Origin of the sequence: Nocardia asteroides, from assembly GCF_900637185.1 — a bacterium.
GTDB lineage: Bacteria > Actinomycetota > Actinomycetes > Mycobacteriales > Mycobacteriaceae > Nocardia > Nocardia asteroides.
Genome location: NZ_LR134352.1, coordinates 5,441,231 through 5,455,678, shown reverse-complemented (window position 1 = coordinate 5,455,678; position 14,448 = coordinate 5,441,231). Strand labels below are relative to the sequence as shown.

General features: G+C 72.1%; 12 protein-coding genes. 6 read left to right on the top strand and 6 right to left on the bottom strand.

All coding sequences use genetic code 11. The features are described 5' to 3' along the window. The first annotated feature begins 82 nt into the window (after window positions 1-82). The gene (locus tag EL493_RS25505) at window positions 83-1,324 is read left to right on the top strand and encodes an acetoin utilization protein AcuC (protein ID WP_019048000.1); all 1,242 of its coding nucleotides are present in this window, start codon (window positions 83-85) and stop codon (window positions 1,322-1,324) included. Then, entirely contained in the window at window positions 1,317-4,064 is a 2,748-nt protein-coding gene (locus EL493_RS25500; protein WP_030202813.1) for a bifunctional acetate--CoA ligase family protein/GNAT family N-acetyltransferase, read from the top strand. Before EL493_RS25505 ends, EL493_RS25500 begins: the two co-directional genes overlap by 8 nt. A gap of 112 nt (window positions 4,065-4,176) precedes the next feature. Here the strand turns inward: EL493_RS25500 and EL493_RS25495 are convergent, their stop codons facing one another. From EL493_RS25495 to EL493_RS25485, 3 genes are all read right to left on the bottom strand, one after another. Next, on the bottom strand, window positions 4,177-5,145 hold the full coding sequence (locus tag EL493_RS25495; RefSeq protein ID WP_022566390.1) for a sigma-70 family RNA polymerase sigma factor: 969 nt from the start codon (window positions 5,143-5,145) through the stop codon (window positions 4,177-4,179). A gap of 170 nt (window positions 5,146-5,315) precedes the next feature. Continuing rightward, window positions 5,316-6,764, bottom strand: coding sequence for a DUF7782 domain-containing protein (locus tag EL493_RS25490; protein ID WP_051719538.1), 1,449 nt, complete (start codon window positions 6,762-6,764; stop codon window positions 5,316-5,318). Window positions 6,765-6,895: 131 nt separating this feature from the next. After that, window positions 6,896-7,630, bottom strand: a complete 735-nt coding sequence (locus tag EL493_RS25485) for a VOC family protein (protein WP_019047996.1) — start codon at window positions 7,628-7,630, stop codon at window positions 6,896-6,898. A 193-nt stretch (window positions 7,631-7,823) separates the two neighbouring features. Between EL493_RS25485 and EL493_RS25480 the strand changes: the two genes are divergently transcribed. After that, window positions 7,824-9,179 carry an MFS transporter gene (locus EL493_RS25480; RefSeq protein ID WP_019047995.1) on the top strand — a complete coding sequence of 452 codons (1,356 nt, stop codon included), beginning with the start codon at window positions 7,824-7,826 and terminating at the stop codon, window positions 9,177-9,179. Here EL493_RS25480 and EL493_RS25475 read toward each other — a convergent pair. Continuing rightward, the gene (locus EL493_RS25475) at window positions 9,150-9,509 is read right to left on the bottom strand and encodes a DUF3099 domain-containing protein (protein WP_036836312.1); all 360 of its coding nucleotides are present in this window, start codon (window positions 9,507-9,509) and stop codon (window positions 9,150-9,152) included. The genes EL493_RS25480 and EL493_RS25475 overlap by 30 nt on opposite strands. A gap of 143 nt (window positions 9,510-9,652) precedes the next feature. Between EL493_RS25475 and EL493_RS25470 the strand changes: the two genes are divergently transcribed. Next, window positions 9,653-9,889, top strand: a complete 237-nt coding sequence (locus tag EL493_RS25470) for a DUF3039 domain-containing protein (RefSeq protein WP_030202808.1) — start codon at window positions 9,653-9,655, stop codon at window positions 9,887-9,889. Here the strand turns inward: EL493_RS25470 and EL493_RS25465 are convergent. Next, on the bottom strand, window positions 9,862-10,992 hold the full coding sequence (locus EL493_RS25465; protein ID WP_019047992.1) for a YihY/virulence factor BrkB family protein: 1,131 nt from the start codon (window positions 10,990-10,992) through the stop codon (window positions 9,862-9,864). The two genes, EL493_RS25470 and EL493_RS25465, sit on opposite strands and share 28 nt — an antisense overlap. Before the next feature lie 235 nt (window positions 10,993-11,227). Between EL493_RS25465 and EL493_RS25460 the strand changes: the two genes are divergently transcribed. Next, window positions 11,228-12,925: a DEAD/DEAH box helicase gene (locus tag EL493_RS25460; RefSeq protein WP_019047991.1), complete on the top strand. Its 1,698-nt coding sequence runs from the start codon at window positions 11,228-11,230 to the stop codon at window positions 12,923-12,925. On the opposite strand, the gene EL493_RS25455 is transcribed toward EL493_RS25460, so the two are convergent. Continuing rightward, window positions 12,922-13,533, bottom strand: coding sequence for a TetR/AcrR family transcriptional regulator (locus tag EL493_RS25455; RefSeq protein ID WP_019047990.1), 612 nt, complete (start codon window positions 13,531-13,533; stop codon window positions 12,922-12,924). The two genes, EL493_RS25460 and EL493_RS25455, sit on opposite strands and share 4 nt — an antisense overlap. A gap of 149 nt (window positions 13,534-13,682) precedes the next feature. Here EL493_RS25455 and EL493_RS25450 point away from each other — a divergent pair, with 149 nt between their 5' ends. Next, on the top strand, window positions 13,683-14,417 hold the full coding sequence (locus EL493_RS25450; protein WP_019047989.1) for an SDR family NAD(P)-dependent oxidoreductase: 735 nt from the start codon (window positions 13,683-13,685) through the stop codon (window positions 14,415-14,417). The last annotated feature ends 31 nt before the right edge of the window (window positions 14,418-14,448 follow it).

The following is a 14,448-nucleotide window of genomic DNA, read 5'->3' as shown; positions in this document are numbered from 1 at the left end:
TCCGCCCGCCGGACCGGCGGCCCTATTTCTACTGCATGTCAACGCGTCACGGGGTCCGCTGCTTCCGACTAGCGTGGCGAGCATGGTCACGCCGTCGCGAAGCGAACAGCCCGGCACCGTCGTGTGGACCGAGCGATTCCTCGGCTACACCTGGGGTCCCGAGCACCCGATGAAACCGGCGCGTCTGCAGTTCACCATGTCGCTGGCCGAAAGTCTGGGCGTGCTCGACGGTGTCGAGCCGTTGACGCCGGACGCGGCCACCGAGGGCGACCTGCTGCGGGTGCACAGCAGCGCCTACATCGAGGCCGTCCGCCGGGCCGGCGACGGCCCGCCCTCGCCCGAGGACACGGTGTACGGCCTGGGCACCGCCGACAATCCGGTCTTCCCGCGCATGCACGAGGCGGCCTCGGTCATCGTGGGCGGCACCCTGGCGGCGGCCAGGGAGATCGCCGAGGGCCGGACCCGGCGAGCGGTCAGCATCGGTGGTGGCATGCATCACGCGATGCCCGACGCCGCCTCGGGGTTCTGTGTCTACAACGATGCCGCGATCGCCATCTCGTGGCTGCTCGAGCACGGCTTCGACCGCATCGCCTACCTCGATGTCGACGTGCACCACGGCGACGGCGTCCAGCGCGCCTTCTACGGCGACCCCCGGGTGCTGACCATCTCGCTGCACCAGCATCCGGCCACGCTGTGGCCCAACACCGGCTGGCCCACCGAGACCGGTATCGGCGCCGCCGAGGGCACCTCGATCAACCTGCCGCTGCTGCCCGGCACCCGGGATGCCCAGTGGCTGCGCGGGTTCCACGCGGTGGTGCCCGGCGCGGTGGCGGCGTTCCGGCCACAGATCGTCGTCAGCCAGTGCGGGGTGGACACCCACCGCGAGGACCCGCTGGCCGACCTCGAACTCACCGTCGACGGGCAGCGGGCGGCCTTCCTGGCCATGCGCGACCTGGCCGACCGTTACGCCGAGGGGCGCTGGCTGGCCGTGGGCGGCGGCGGCTACGGCGTGGTGCGGGTGGTGCCCCGGGCGTGGACCCACCTGCTCGCCGCCGCGCTGGACCGGCCGCTGGCGCCGGAGACGCCGATCCCCGACGACTGGATCGAGCGGGTGCGCGCCGCCGCGCCCCGGGTGCAGCCGCCCACGGCGATGGGCGACGGCGGCGACACCGTCTACCGCCCGTGGGACGGCCCCGGCGGCACCCCCGAGATCGGGGACGCGGGCCAGATCCGCGCGCAACGCGCGGTCGACACCGCCATCACGGCCACCCGGCGGGCCAGTTTCGGCCTGCTGGGGCTCGACCCGGAGGACCCTCGTGACTGAGCCCTTGCTCCCCGACACCCCTGATACGCCCGCGAATCCGCCTGCGCCGCCGCAGCATTGGTACGGCGATGTGCTGGCCTCCGACGGCGGTGTGGTCCGGGTCCGGCCGATCATGCCCGCCGACGCCCCCGCGCTGGCGGCCTTCCACACGGCGCTGTCGGACCGCACCCGCTACCTGCGCTATTTCGGTCCGTATCCGCAGATCTCGCCGAAGGACATGTACCGCACCACGCACGTGGACTACCACGATCGGGTCGGGCTGGTGGCGGTGCTCGGGGACGCGATCATCGGCGTGGCCCGCTACGAGCTGCTCGACCGGCCCGGCCCGCGCGCGGCCGAGGTGGCCTTCGTCGTGGCCGACGAACATCAGGGCCGCGGACTGGGATCGGTGCTGCTCGAACACCTCGCGGGCGCGGCGGCCGAGAACGACATGGCCGCCTTCGTGGCCGAGGTACTGGCCGAGAACGAGGCGATGATCACGGTGTTCCGCGACGCCGGCTATCAGCTGCAGCGCAGCCGCGACGGCGCCGAGGTGCACCTGGAGTTCGCCATCGACCCCACCGAGGCGCTGCGCACCGTGCGGGATGCCAGGGAGGCGGCCTCGGAGGCGCGCAGCGTCGGCAATCTGCTGGCACCCGGTTCGGTCGCGGTGATCGGGGCCTCGCCCGAGCAGACCCGGGTCGGTGGCGCCGTGCTGGCCAACCTGATCGCCGGCGGCTTCAGCGGCCCGATCTTCCCGGTGAACCCGAATCGGCGCTCGGTCCGAGGGGTGCGCGCCTACGCCACGGTGCGCGAGATCCCCGACGAGGTGGATCTGGCCGTGGTCGCGGTGCCGCCCGCGGCGATCGGGTCGGTGCTCGACGACTGTATGGCCAAGGGCGTCAAGGGTCTGGTGGTGCTCACGGCCGGATTCGGTGAGACCGGGCCCGAGGGTCTGGCCGCCGAACAGGATCTGGTCGCCGCGGCCCGTGGTCACGGTATGCGGGTGGTCGGGCCCAGTGCGCTGGGCATCGCCAACACCGACCCCGCGGTCGGTCTCAACGCCACCCTGGCCTCGGTGTTGCCCGACCGGGGACGGATCGGGTTCTTCTGCCAGTCCGGTCCGCTCGGCGCGGCGATCCTGGGGGAGGCGGCCGCCCGCAATCTGGGGCTGTCGACGTTCGTCTCGGCCGGTAACCGCGCCGATGTCTCCGGCAACGACCTGCTGCAGTTCTGGGACACCGCCGCCGACACCGAGGTGATCCTGCTGTACCTGGAGAGCTTCGGTAACCCGCGCAAGTTCTCCCGGCTGGCGCGGCGGGTGGCGCGGGGCAAGCCGATCGTCGCGGTGAGCAGCGGCAGGCTCGCCGCGGGCACCGACATGGACCGCACGGTGGTGCGCGACCTGTTCACCCAGGCGGGGATCATCCAGGTCGACTCGATCTCGGAACTGTTCGACTGTGCCGCCCTGCTGGCCTGTCAGCCGTTGCCCCGGGGCCCCCGGGTCGCGGTGGTCGGCAACAGCGCCGCGCTGAACTGGCTGGCCATCGACGCCGCGCACAGCGAGGGCCTGCGGGGGCACCGGCCCGCGACCGCGGTGGATCGTGGCCCGGGCGCGCGCCCGACCGAACGCAGCGCGGGCACCACCTCGGTCGACGGGCCGGTGGACCTGGGTCCGGAGGCCACCCCGGCCGACTACCGCGAGGCGGTCCAGGCGGCGCTGCGCAGCGACGAGGTCGACGCGGTGATCGTGGTGGTCGCCCCGCCGGTGGCGGTCCCGATGGCCGGCTTCGCCGACGCGCTGCGGGCCGCGGCGGCGTCCGCGCCGGGCAAGGACAAACCGGTGCTCACCACGTTCGTCGCCGAATCCGGCATCCCGAAGCTGCTGGCGGTGCGTAGCACCGGCGGCGCGCCGGGCCGCGGATCCATCCCGTCCTACCCCGATCCGGAGCGGGCGGCCAGGGCGCTGGCCAGGGCGGAGCGGTACGCGCGCTGGCGCGACCGGCCCGTGTCCCCGGTCGTGCGGCCTCCTGGGATCGACACCGAGGCCGCGTCGGCCCTGGTGGCCGAGTGGTTCGCCGACTCGGGCGGGCGCTGGCTCACCGACGAGGAGACAGCGCGTCTGCTCGACTGCTACGGCATCGACGTGGTCGATTTCCGGGCGGTGCGCGACGCCGAGCAAGCGGTGGCCGCGGCCGAGGAACTCGGCTATCCGGTGGCGGCGAAGGCGACCGGTGCACTGTGGCGGCGCCGACCCGATCTGCTCGGGGTGCGATTGGACCTGTGGACGCCGGACGCGGTGCGCCAGGCCTATGGCGATCTGGTCGAGATCTGTGGTGATCCGTTGCTGCACGTGCAGAAGATGGCGACCAAGGGGATGGGCTGCGTGCTGCGGGTCACCGACGACCCGTCGTTCGGGTCGGTGATCGAGTTCGGGCTCTCGGGCATGATCATCGAATTGCTCGGCGACCGTGCCTTCCGGGCGCTGCCGCTGACCGCCGCCGAAGCGGTGGCACTGATCGAGGCGCCGCGCGCGGCACCGCTGTTGTCCGGCGGGCAGGCGGGTCCGGCGGTGGACAAGGCGGCGCTGGCCGAACTGGCCCAGCGCATCTCGGCGCTGTTCGACGACATCCCGCTGATGCGCGAATTGTCGTGCGATCCGGTGCTGGCGGCGCCGTCCTCGGCGGAGATCATCTACGCCCGGGCCCGGATCGGGCCGGAACCGAGCCGGTTCGACACCGGTCCCCGCCGCCTGGCCTGAGCAGGGCCGGGTGGACGGACAACGCCGACCGGCTCGCGGCCACGGAGGGGAGTGGCAGCGGACACCGGCCGGCGTTCGGCAGACGACCCCTGGGGGCCGCCGGGTTCTCGGATCAGCTGGCGTAGGCGCGCAGCCGGTCGGCGCGCTCACCCTTGCGCAGCTTGGACATGACCTCGCGCTCGATCTGACGGACCCGCTCGCGGGACAGCCCGAACAGCTTGCCGATCTGGTCGAGGGTGCGCGGCTGGCCGTCGTCGAGGCCGAAGCGCAGGCGGATGACCTGCTGCTCGCGCTCGTCGAGGGTGGCCAGGACGCTGCGCACGTCGTGGTGCAGCAGGCCGGCGATCACGGCGCTCTCGGCCGAGGTGGCCTCGGAGTCCTCGATGAAGTCGCCCAGCGGGGCTTCCTCGTCGTTGCCGACCGGCATGTCCAGGCTCACCGGGTCGCGGCTGTGGTCGAGCAGGTCGGCGATCTTCTCCACCGGGATGCCCGACTCGTTGGCGAGTTCGGCGTCGGTGGCCTCGCGGCCGAGCTGCTGATGCAGTTCACGCTTGATCCGGGCGAGCTTGTTGACCTGCTCGACCAGGTGCACGGGGAGCCGGATGGTGCGGCTCTGGTCGGCCATACCGCGGGTGATGGCCTGGCGGATCCACCAGGTGGCGTAGGTGGAGAACTTGAAGCCCTTGGCGTAGTCGAACTTCTCCATGGCGCGGATGAGCCCGAGGTTGCCCTCCTGGATCAGGTCGAGCAGCGGCATCCCGCGGCCGGTGTAGCGCTTGGCCAGCGACACGACCAGGCGCAGGTTGGCCTCGAGCAGGTGCGAGCGGGCGGCCTGCCCCTCGCGGACCAGAATCGCCAGATCACGCTTGCGGGTAGCCGATAACCGCTTACCGGTCTCGAGCAGGTGCTGGGCATACAGGCCCGCCTCGATACGCTTGGCCAGCTCGACCTCGTCGGCCGCCGTGAGCAGTGCCGTGCGACCGATTCCGTTCAGGTACACGCGTACCAGGTCGGCGGCGGGGCTCTGGGCGTCGATATCGGACTCGCTGGGGCGCACACGAGTAGTGGCGGGGCTTGTCATGACTTGCCTCCTGTCGGTGGTGTCTCACTCCGATCAACGGACCCGACTTAAGGAAAGTTCCCGATCCCGTGGGTGATAAACAGCTCTGAGCTGCGTGTTCCCACCTCGACGGCTGAGAAGTTCCTGAGAAGGTCACCGTGGCCGGAACTCGGCCCCCACCACCGCCGCGGCTAGACGGGCCGCACCAGTCCGTGGCGTACCAGTCCGGCGACCACGCCCACCGCCTGGGCGGCGAATTCCGGGGTCACCTCGTCGGCGCCCTCGGCGAGGGCCAGCAGTTCGAGCAGCTCGTACAACGGCAGGCCGTCCGGTCGCATTCCCGCGACCAGGGCGACCGTCGCCTCGTCGACCTCGTGCTGCCAGCGGGGACCGTCGCCGCGATGCAGCCGGGCGACCTGCTCGGTCCAGCCGTACTCGCCGGGCAGATACACCCGCTCCAAAGCGGTGGCGGGGCCGGGAGCGAAACGCGAGGTCAGGGCCAGATTCTGGTCGGCGGCGACGGCGCGCAGCCAGGCCGAGCGGGCGAAATAGGCCGAGGCCTCGTCGCCGAGCGGATCGTCGAACCCGTGGGTGAGGTCCTCGGCCATCAGCTCGGTGGGGCCGTCGACGGCGTGCAGGTAGACGAACCCGAAGCCGATGCCCTCGACATCGGCGGCCTCGAACGCGGCCAGCCAGGCCTCGGCGCGGGCCTGGGCCGCCGGGTCGCGCGGGTCCAGCCCGGCGTCACGCAGCCAGGTGCCCACGTAGAGTGCCGGGTCGGCGACGTCGCGCTGCACGACCCAGGCGTCCACGCCGTGGGTGGGCAGCCACGACGAGACCCGCTGCCGCCAGTCCTGTCCCTCGACGTGCACCCACGCGGCGAGCATGGCGGCGGTACCGCCCGGCGCGAGCAGTCCCGGCGCCTGCCCGATGACCAGCTCGCTGGCACCGTCGAGCGCCAGCCCGGAATCGCGATAGGTGTGCTCGATGCGGGCCGGGCCGACCACGAAGGGCGGATTGGCCACGATCTGATCGAAGCGGCGCCCGGCCACCGGCTCGAACCAGGACCCTTCCACCAGTTCGATGTCGAGCTCGTTCAGCGCCGCGGTGGCCCCGGCCAGCCACAGCGCCCTGGCGTTGACGTCGGTGGCGGTGACCCGGCCCGCGTAGCTCGCCGCCTGCACGGCCTGCACGCCGCAGCCGGTGCCCAGGTCGAGCACGGTGCCCACCGGCTCGGTGGGGGTGGCACGCAGCAGCGACAGCGACGCGTGGCCGACACCGAGCACATGGTCCTCGGTCAGGGTTCGCCTGCGCATGGAGTCGTCCAGGTCGGACAGGATCCAGCGGGTGCCCGATCCGGTGTCGAGCGGGCGCAGGTCCAGGGCGGCCGCGATGTCGTCGCCGTCGCGGGTCAGCAGGCCCGCCGCGACGGCGTCGTCGATCCGCACCGGCGCCAGCGCCGCGGCCACCTCGCGCTCGGGCAGCACGTCACCGAGCAGCAGCAACCGGATCAGTGTGCCCAGTTCACCGGCCGCCCGCGCCGCCCGGCGCACCGGCACCGGCTCGGACCGGCCCAGCGCGGCGTGCACCTCGGGACCGAGCGCCGCGAGCAGCGTGTCGGCGTCGTATCCGGTCCGCATCAGCGCGGTCCGCAGGTCGGGGCACAGCGCGGTGAGCAGGGAACCGGTGGCGGTGGGGTTGGTAGACACCCGACTACTGTGCCAGGGCGGCGTGGCGCGGGGAGCACCAGCTGGGGCCGCGTGTCGCCCGGTCAGCCGGTGTAGGGATCACGGCCGGTGACGCAGTACACCGCGTCGCCGGGATCGCGCAGGACGATCCAGCCTTCGCCGTCGGCGACCCGGGTCGCGCCCAGGGCGACGTGCCACGCCGCGGTCGCCTCGATGTCGGAGGAGGCCAGGTCGGGGTGGGCGTCGGCGGGCCGGGGCTCGTCGAGGCGCTGGAGCAGGAAGTGCAGCGGCTGGTCCGGGCCGCGCAGGCGGGAGAATTCGGTCCGTCGTCCCGGGCGGTGGGTCCATCCGGTGAGGCGCTGCCAGAAGGCGGTGTCGGGGTCGAGGTCGGCGGGGGACAGGTCGAGGCAGATCTGGTCGAGCCGGGTCACCGTGCCGTCGGGCGCGGTCGTCACCGTCACCGGTGGCGTGTCGTCGGTGCCGCCGCGTCGCGGGGTGAAGCAGAAGGTCTGTCCGGCGGGCGATTCCAGCACGGTGTAGTCGGGCTCGACGCCGACGACCCGGGCGCCGAGTCCGGTCGCGACCGCCACCGCGGCGGGAATGTCGTCGACGTCGAGGTCGAGATGGATGCCGCCGCCGTCGCCGACGCGTTGCAGCTTCACCCAGGCTGGTCCCTCGGCGGGCAGCAGAGTGACGAATTCGCCGTCCGCGCCGCGTGGTTCGGACACGGTCGAGCCGGTGACGGTCGCCCAGAAGCGCACACAGTCGTCGAAACCGGTGGCGGGTCGGTCCAGGAATGCCCACGTCCAGCGAATCATGCTGTCTCCCTTCGGCTACTGATCGTCACCCGCGGCGGCATGTCGGCGGCGCCACGGGCCTTCGACCGCACCGTAGGCGCGATGCGCCGGGCTGTCGACCGGGTTGTCGCCGAGACCAGGTTTGGCAGGATATCGATGAAAGATGTCACGGCGGCCACTCGTTCGGGTCGCGTCCGTCCGGCACCCTGATCCGGTGACCGATCTGCGCGCGCCTCTCCCGCCCACCGGCGACGACGACCCGGCCGGAGCTCCGGGCGGGTCCGGTCCCGCCCTGCCTGCCTCGGCGGGGCGCCTGCACCCGGCGTGGATCGTGGCCGGTGTCGGCTTCGTCGCCCTGCTCGGCGCCGCCGCGTTCCGGTCGGTGCCCAGCGTCCTGATCGAGCCGCTGCACGCCGAGTTCGGCTGGTCGCACGGCACGATCTCCGCCGCGGTCTCGCTGAACATGCTGCTCTACGGCCTGATCTCACCGTTCGCGGCCGCGCTGATGGACCGGTTCGGCATCCGCCGGGTGGTGTGCTCGGCGCTGGTGCTGATCGCGGCGGGCAGCGGGCTGACGGTGTTCATGACCCAGGCCTGGCAGCTGGTGGCCACCTGGGGTCTGCTGGTGGGCGTCGGCGTCGGCTCCATGTCGATGCCGTTCGTGGCGACCATCACCGGCCGCTGGTTCGTCCGCAGCCGCGGGCTGGTCACCGGTGTGCTCACCGCGGCGGGGGCGACCGGTCAGCTGGTGTTCCTGCCGCTGGTGTCGATGCTGGCGCACGCGCACGGCTGGCGGCTGCCCTCGGTGCTCGTGGCCGGGGTGGCCTTGGCCGTGGTGCCGCTGGTGTGGCTGTTCGTGCGCGACTACCCGGCCGACGTCGGCGTGCGGGCCTACGGCGCACCCCCGGAGTCCGGCGCCGGGGAGCGCGTCCCGGTCACCGGCGGCGCGAGCCGGGCGCTGCGGGTTCTCGCCACGATCGCGCGCAGACCCGGGTTCTGGCTGCTGGCGGGCGGTTTCGCGGTGTGCGGCGCGTCGACCAACGGGCTGGTCGGCACGCATTTCGTGACCGCGGCCCACGATCACGGCATGCCGCCGACCACCGCGGCCGGGCTGCTGGCGCTGGTCGGGATCTTCGACGTGGCGGGCACCATCGCCTCGGGCTGGCTCTCGGATCGGGTCGACCCGCGCTATCTGCTGCTGGGCTACTACTCGCTGCGCGGCCTGTCGCTGCTGATCCTGCCGTCGCTGCTCGGGCCGCACACCCAGCCGAGCATGTGGGTGTTCATCGTCTTCTACGGCCTGGACTGGATCGCGACGGTGCCGCCCACGGTGCTGCTGTGCCGGGAACTGTTCGGCGCCGACGGGCCGATCGCCTTCGGCTGGGTGTTCGCCGCCCACCAGGTCGGCGCGGCGATCGCGGCCACCGGCGCCGGCGTCATCCGGGACGTGCAGGGCACCTACGACCTGGCCTGGTACCTGGCGGGCGCTGCGTGCGGGCTGGCCGCGCTGATGTCGATGCTCGTGCGGCGGCCGCGGCCCTCAGCCGTCGATGGCCTTGTGCGGGCGTGAGTCCAGCGCGATCTGATTCGCGCGGCCGTCCCAGCGGCTCGGCTCGTCCTTGGTGCGCGGCGGCCGGTCGTTGGCGATGAGCACCGCGATCCACGGCAGCGGGACCGAGGCGACGATGATCAGGATCGAGATCAGCGGATTCTCGAACGCGCTGTAGGCGATCGCGGCCAGGATCAGGCACGGGATCCGGAACGCCATGATCATCGTGTACCGGCGCACCCTGGCCCGGTGCTGGTCCTCGAGCGACGGCGCCGCCTCGGTGATCAGCACCGGATGCTTGGCATCGGCGCCGGGGAAATAGCCGCGCGAGGAACCGGGCGCGGCGGGCATCGCCACCTCCGGTTCCGGGGTCGGATCGTCGGCGCCGGGGGTGTCGCCGTAGGACTGCATACCCCGAGTCTTCCACTCGGCGCCGACGAACGCACACGCGGCTGGTCAGCGGCGCGGGCTCGGGATGCGGCATCATGGAAGGCGTGAGTACAGACACTCTGGTACGCCCGGATACCACCACCGACGAGACGACCGGCGACGACGTCCCCAAGTTCTTCCACTACGTGAAGAAGGACCGGATCGCCGAGAGTGCCGTGATGGGCACGATGGTCGTCGCGCTGTGCGGCGAGGTGTTCCCGGTGACCCGTTCGCCCAAGCCCGGCTCGCCGGTCTGCCCGGACTGCAAGAAGATCTACGAGGGCTTGCGCAAGGGCGACTGAGCCGCGTCCCCGGCCGGTGCGGTCGGCGTCTCCGTGGGAGCGTCGACCGCCGGGGCCTCGTCGTCTCCGCGCACCTGATTGCTGAGCCACTCCTTCACCTGCTCCATCCGGGTGGCTCTGGCCGGCCAGAACTCCTGCACCGCGGCGTTGAACTCCGCGCCGAGGATCACCGCGAAGCCGAGGAAATAGGTGAACAGCAGGAACGCGATCGGCGTGGCCAGCGCCCCGTAGCTGACACCGGTGGCGGTGATCCAGGACAGGTACCGGCGCAGCAGATCGCTGGCCCCCATGAAGAACACCCCGGCCACCAGCGCGCCGCCGAAGAGCCGGTGCCAGGGCAGCGATTTGTGCAGGGCCAGCTTGTAGAGCGTGGTGAGCCCGACGATCAGCAGCAGGCCGACGATCGGGTAGTAGAACGTGTCGATCAGCCGCAGCCCCGGCTCGCGCCAGCTGTCCGGCAGCACCCGGCCGATCCGGGTCGGGCCCAGCGCGATGACCGGCAGGATCAGCACCGCCGCCACCAGGAACTGCACGTACAGCAGCAGCGCGAAGATCCGCTGCCAGACCGGGTGCCGCGCGTCCTGCTGGTCGTGGGCCTCCACGATCGCGTCGACGAAGGTCGCCATCGCCGAGGATCCCGCCCACAGCGACAGCACGAAGCCCACCGACACCACCGCGCCCCGGCCGCGCCCCAGCACGTCGTTCACGGTGGGCTCGATCAGGTCCGCGACGACCGACGGGCTGAAGAACTCGCGGCTGAACGCGATGATCTTGCCCTCCACGATCTGTACCGTGTCCGGCCCGAACAACCCGCCCACATAGCCCAGGCTGCCGAGCAGGCCGAGCAGCAGCGGCGCCAGCGAGAGGGTCTGCCAGAACGCCGCGGCCGCCGACTTGGCGAAGATCGAGTTGTTCCAGCATTTCTGCGCCACCCGCACCACCAGGTGCCACGCGCTCAGCAATGCCCGCACCCACCGCGCGTGTTCGCGGGGACGTTGCCCGAGCGCCTCGTGCGCGGTCGCGGGCAGCGCGGGCCCGCCGCCGGGCGGGAGTGCCTGCGGCGGGTGTGCCGCGTCGGCTGCCCGGACCTGGTCGTTGCTCATGTCGTCTCCAGCATCCCGCACGATGGGGGCCGGTGGGGGACGAGCCCGGCATCGTGTCGGCGGGTAACAGGTAAATGGCCGGTGACCTCGGGCGCGGTTGTGACGCGTGTCGCCCACCTCGCGTCGGTTTGGCGACACGCCGTACCGGGCGGCTAGGGTCGTCTGCGTGACTGGGTCGGGTGGCGCCGCTGCGGCGAAGGATGCGGGTACACCGGGCGATTCGACGGCCGGTGTCGTGTCGGGTGGTTCCCTACGCGCCTGGCAGCGCCGCGCGCTGACGAAGTACCTGGCCACCAAGCCGCGCGACTTCCTCGCCGTCGCCACCCCCGGCGCGGGTAAGACCACCTTCGCCCTGCGGGTTGCCGCCGAGTTGCTGGCCGATCGCACGGTCGACCAGGTCACTGTGGTCGCGCCGACCGAACACCTCAAGCACCAGTGGGCCGCCTCGGCCGCGCGCTCGGGCATCGCGCTGGATTCGCGCTTCTCCAACAGCACCGGCGGCACCTCCGGCGACTATCACGGCGTCGTGGTGACCTACGCCCAGGTGGCGGCCCACCCCACCCGGCACCGGGTGCGCACCGAGAACCGCCGCACGCTGGTGATCCTCGACGAGATCCATCACGCCGGCGACGCCAAAAGCTGGGGTGAGGCCACCGAGGAGGCCTTCGGCGACGCCACCCGCAGGCTCGCGCTCACCGGAACCCCGTTCCGCAGCGACGATTCCAAGATCCCGTTCGTCACCTACGAGCCCGACGAGGCCGGCTTCCCGCGCTCGCGGGCCGACCACTCCTACGGCTACGCCGACGCCCTCGCCGACGGCGTCGTGCGCCCGGTGGTGTTCCTGGCCTACTCCGGTGACGCGCACTGGCGCGACAGCGCGGGCGAGGAGCACACCGCCCGGCTCGGCGAACCGCTCAGCGCCGAGCAGACCGCGCGCGCCTGGCGTACCGCGCTGGACCCGGCGGGCGACTGGATCTCGGCGGTGCTGCGCGCGGCCGACACCCGGCTGCGCCAGCTGCGGTCCTCCGGCATTCCCGACGCGGGTGGGCTGGTGATCGCGACCGACCAGGAACGCGCCCGCGACTACGCCGAACTGCTCGAGCACATCTCGGGCGAGCGCCCGGCCGTGGTGCTGTCCGACGACCCGCAGTCGTCGAGCCGGATCGGGGAGTTCGCCGAGGGCACCCAGGCGTGGATGGTCGCGGTGCGCATGGTGTCCGAAGGTGTCGACGTGCCGCGCCTGGCCGTCGGCGTGTACGCGACGAGCGCGTCGACGCCGCTGTACTTCGCCCAGGCCATCGGCCGGTTCGTGCGTGCGCGCAGGCCCGGCGAGACCGCCAGCGTCTTCCTGCCGTCGGTGCCGGTGCTGCTCGACCTGGCCGCCCAGCTGGAACTGCAGCGCGACCACGTCATCGGCAAGCCGCACCGGGAGAAGAACGCGCTCGACGACGAGCTGCTGATCGATGCCAACAAGACCAAGGATGAGCCGGGCGAGGAGGAGAAGTCCTTCGTCGCCCTGGCCGCCGACGCCGAGCTCGACCAGGTGATCTACGACGGGTCCTCCTTCGGCACCGCCACCATCGCGGGCAGCGACGAGGAGGCCGACTACCTGGGCATCCCGGGTCTGCTCGACGCCGACCAGATGCGTCAGCTGCTGCGCGACCGCCAGACCCGCCAGCTCGCCGACCGCAGCGCCCAGGAATCCGCGTCGCCACAGCCCGTCGCGGCGGTGGCCGAACGCGTCGCCACCGCCGACAAGCTCGGCGAGTTGCGCCGCGAACTCAACAGCCTGGTCGCCATGCATCACCATCGCACCGGCAAGCCGCACGGGGTGATCCACGGTGAGCTGCGGCGGGAATGCGGTGGTCCGCCGACCGCGCTGGCCACGGCCGATCAGCTGGGCGAGCGCATCGCCGCCCTGCGCCGCCGCTAGTTCTCGGACGCGGTGGCCGCGGCGAGCACCTGGAGTGCGCTGTCGGCCGCCGCGGTCAGCTCGGCCGCGCCGACACCGTCCCTGGCCTGCACCGACAACCCGAACAGCACCGCGCTGTAGAACGCCGCGAGCGCGGCCGAGTCCGTGCCCGGCCGCAGATCGCCCTCGGTGACTCCGCGGTCGAGGCGGGCGGCGATATCGGCGGTGGTGTGCCTGCGGGCGTCGGCGACGAAGGCGCGCACCGGTGCCGTACGGCTGGTGTAGGTCGCGCCGGACAGCACCACCATGCAGCCCGGCGGCAGCCCGGGATCGGTGTAGGCGGCGATGTTGTCGTGCAGCATGGCCGCGATCGCGGCGTAGGCCGTGGGTTCCTCGCGCAGTGCCCGCGCCGTCCGTGACCCGTCGGTGCGGCCGTAGAGCTCCACGGCCGCGCGGAAGAGGGCTTCCTTGTCGCCGAAGGCGGCGTAGAGACTGGGTGAGTTGATGCCCATGGCGGCGGTGAGATCGGCCATCGAGGCGCCGTCGTAACCGCGTTCCCAGAACACCTCCATGGCCCGGCGCAGGGCGACGTCACGGTCGAAGCCGCGGGGGCGGCCGCGCTCTGCCATGCGGTTCCTTTCTGTGCCGATCGGTAAATATAGCGCACCCACCGAGCCCGTCGCCAATTCTGTGTCGATCGTTAAAAAACTCTTGACGCGCCCTGTCCGCTCGGCTTTGCTCCTTTGTGTATCGATCACTACATAAAGGAGTTCACCTCATGACGAGCAGCACCGTGGCCCTGGTGACCGGCGGCAGCCGGGGGATCGGCGCGGCCATCGCCCGCAGGCTGGCCGCCGCGGGCGCCGACGTGGCGTTCACCTACCAGCGCGACGACGACGCCGCGACCGCGGTGGCGGGCGAGATCACGGCACTGGGCAGGCGGGCACTGCCGATCCGGGCCGACAGCGCCGACGCCGCCCAGGTGGTCGCGGCCGTCGACCGGGCCGCCGCCGAACTCGGCCGCCTCGACGTGCTGGTGAACAACGCCGGCATCTTCCCGGCCAAGCCGTACGCCGACTTCACCCTCGACGAGATCGACCGCGCGCTGCACATCCACGCCCGCGCCCCGTTCGTCGCCGGTCAGGCGGCGCTGGCCCACCTGGGCGAGGGTGGGCGGATCATCTCGATCGGCTCCAACCTCACCGACCGCGCGCTGTTCGGCGGGCTGGCGCTGTACAACCTCAGCAAGTCCGCGCTCAACGGCTACACCAAGGCGCTGGCCAGGGAGCTCGGTCCGCGCGGCATCACCGTCAACCTGGTCCAGCCCGGTCCCACCGACACCGACATGAACCCCGCGAGCAGCGACCACGCCCCGGCGCAGCGGGAATTCAACGCGCTCGGCCGATTCGGCGAGGCGGGGGATGTGGCCGAGCTCGTCGCGTTCCTGGCCGGCCCGGCGGGCCGGTCGATCACGGGCGAGGTCATCACGATCGACGGCGGCACCAACGCCTGAACCCGACAGGGGGCACCGTCGCCGCGCGGTG